Source organism: Streptomyces coryli, assembly GCF_011044975.1.
Taxonomy (GTDB): Bacteria; Actinomycetota; Actinomycetes; order Streptomycetales; family Streptomycetaceae; genus Streptomyces; species Streptomyces coryli.
This window is the reverse complement of the sequence record NZ_JAAKZV010000486.1, coordinates 1-2,371: the sequence shown is the minus strand read 5'-3', so window position 1 is coordinate 2,371 and position 2,371 is coordinate 1. Positions and strand designations below refer to the sequence as shown.

Annotated in this window: 2 protein-coding genes; both read left to right on the top strand. The window is 73.8% G+C overall.

Going from position 1 to position 2,371, the window contains the following annotated elements:
• Nucleotides 1-1,440: malto-oligosyltrehalose trehalohydrolase (gene treZ, locus G5C51_RS41560; protein WP_165246064.1), on the top strand; the 1,440-nt coding region annotated here is incomplete at its 5' end.
• Nucleotides 1,441-1,451: 11 nt separating this feature from the next.
• A partial coding sequence (locus tag G5C51_RS41555) for a serine/threonine-protein kinase (RefSeq protein ID WP_165246062.1) occupies nucleotides 1,452-2,371 on the top strand: 920 nt, incomplete at its 3' end.

The following is a 2,371-nucleotide window of genomic DNA, read 5'->3' as shown; positions in this document are numbered from 1 at the left end:
GGGCGGGGGCTGCCGGGGGCGGTGCTGTACGAGCTGCACGTGGGCACGTTCACGCCGGAGGGGACCTTCGACGCGGCGGCCGAGCGGCTCGGGCATCTGGCGCGGCTCGGGATCACGCATGTGGAGCTGATGCCGGTCTGTCCGTTTCCCGGGCGGCACGGATGGGGTTACGACGGGGTGGCGCCGTGGGCGGTGCACGAGCCGTACGGCGGGCCGGAGGCACTGAAGCGCTTTGTCGACAGCGCGCACGGGCACGGGCTCGGTGTCGTCCTCGACGTGGTGCACAACCACCTCGGGCCGTCGGGGAATCATCTCCCCGCGTACGGGCCGTACTTCACCGATGCCCACCGGACTCCGTGGGGCGCGGCGGTGAACCTCGACGGTCCCGGCTCGGACGAGGTGCGTGCGTACTTCATCGGCAGCGCGCTGGCCTGGCTGACCGACTACCGCATCGACGGGCTGCGCCTGGACGCCGTGCACGAGCTGCGCGACGATCGCGCGCTGCACTTTCTGGAGGAGCTGTCGGTGCGCGTGGATCTCCTGGGCGGCGATCTGGGCCGCCCGCTGTTCCTCATCGCCGAGTCCGACCGCAACGATCCCCGCGTCATCACCCCGCGCGCGGCCGGCGGCCTGGGGGTGCACGCCCAGTGGAACGACGACCTGCACCACGCCCTGCATGCCCTTCTGACCGGCGAATCCCACGGCTACTACGCCGACTTCGCCGCCAACCCCCGCGAGGCCCTGGCGAAGACCCTGTCCGGCGGCTTCTTCCACGACGGCACGTACTCCTCCTTCCGCGGCCGCTGCCACGGCCGCCTGCTGCGGCCCGACATCCCGCGGCACCGCCTCCTCGCCTACGCCCAGACCCACGACCAGATCGGCAACCGCGCCACGGGCGACCGGCTGGCCGCATCCCTCTCCGCCGGCCGGCTCGCCGGCGCGGCAGCGCTCGTGCTGCTCGGCCCGGCCACGCCGATGCTCTTCATGGGAGAGGAGTGGGGGGCGCGCACACCATGGCAGTACTTCACCGACCACACGGATCCCGAGCTGGCGCGGGCCGTGCGGGAAGGGCGGCGGCGGGAGTTCGCGGATCACGGCTGGGCGGCGGCCGACGTCCCGGACCCGCAGGACCCGGCCACCCGCGACCGCTCCTGCCTGGACTGGTCCGAGCCGGAGCGGCAGCCGCACCAGGCGCTGCTGGACTTCTACCGGAAGCTGATCGAACTGCGCCGCGAGGAGCCGGCGTTCAGCTCGGCGGAGCTGCGGATCTGCGGGGAGGGCGACTGCGTGCAGCTGCACCGCGGCCCGTACGTGGTCGCCGTGAATCTCGGCGACGAACCGGTCCCGCTCCACCGCGGCTGCGACACCCTCATCGCCTCCTGGGGCGAGGTCTCCCTTGGACGCGATCTGCCCCCGGAATCGGTGGCGGTGCTGAGGTAGCTTGATCTCCCATGGAGCAGCTACGGGGGGATGATCCAACGCACGTCGGCGGCTATCGGCTGCGGGCGCGGCTGGGGTCCGGGGGCATGGGTGCGGTGTATCTGGCGTACTCGCCGGGTGGGCAGCCGCTGGCGGTGAAGGTGATCCGGCAGGAGTATGCGGCCAGTCCGGACTTCCGGCGCCGGTTCGCGCGCGAGGTGGCGGCGGCGCGGCGGGTGCAGGGGCCGTATACGGCGCCGGTGGTGGACAGCGATACCGAGGGGGCGCAGCCGTGGCTGGCCGGGGTGTATGTGCCGGGGCCCGCGCTGGACGCGGTCGTGGCCGGGCACGGGGCGCTGCCGGTGCGGACGGTGCTGCAGCTGGTCGCGGGGGTCGCCGAGGCGCTCGGCGCGATTCACGCGGCGGGCGTGGTGCACCGCGACCTCAAGCCGTCGAACGTGCTGCTCGCGGCCGAGGGGCCGCGGGTGATCGACTTCGGCATCGCGCGGTCCGCGGACGCCACGCAGCTCACCGAGGCGGGCGAACTCCTGGGCACCCCGGCCTACATGGCCCCCGAACAGATCACCGGCGACAGCCCGCCGGGACCGGCGATCGACGTCTTCGCACTGGGCCTGCTGACGCACTACGCGGCGACCGGTGCGCACCCGTACGGCGAGGCCGCCGGCCACGCGCTGCTCTTCCGCATCGCCACCGGCGAGCCGGACCTGAGTGGCTGTCCGGCGGAGCTGCGGGACCTGGTCGCGCTCTGCCTGTCCAAGGACCCGGCCGCGCGGCCCTCGCCGGCCGAAGTCATAGAGCACTGCCGGGCGTCGGGCGAGGCGCTCCTGGAGCGGGCGACGCACGGCTGGCTGCCGCCGTGGGCAGCGGCGGAGGCGACGCGGCAGGCGGAGCTGACGGAGCGATTGCCGCGGGGCGGGGCAGTCGCTCCGTC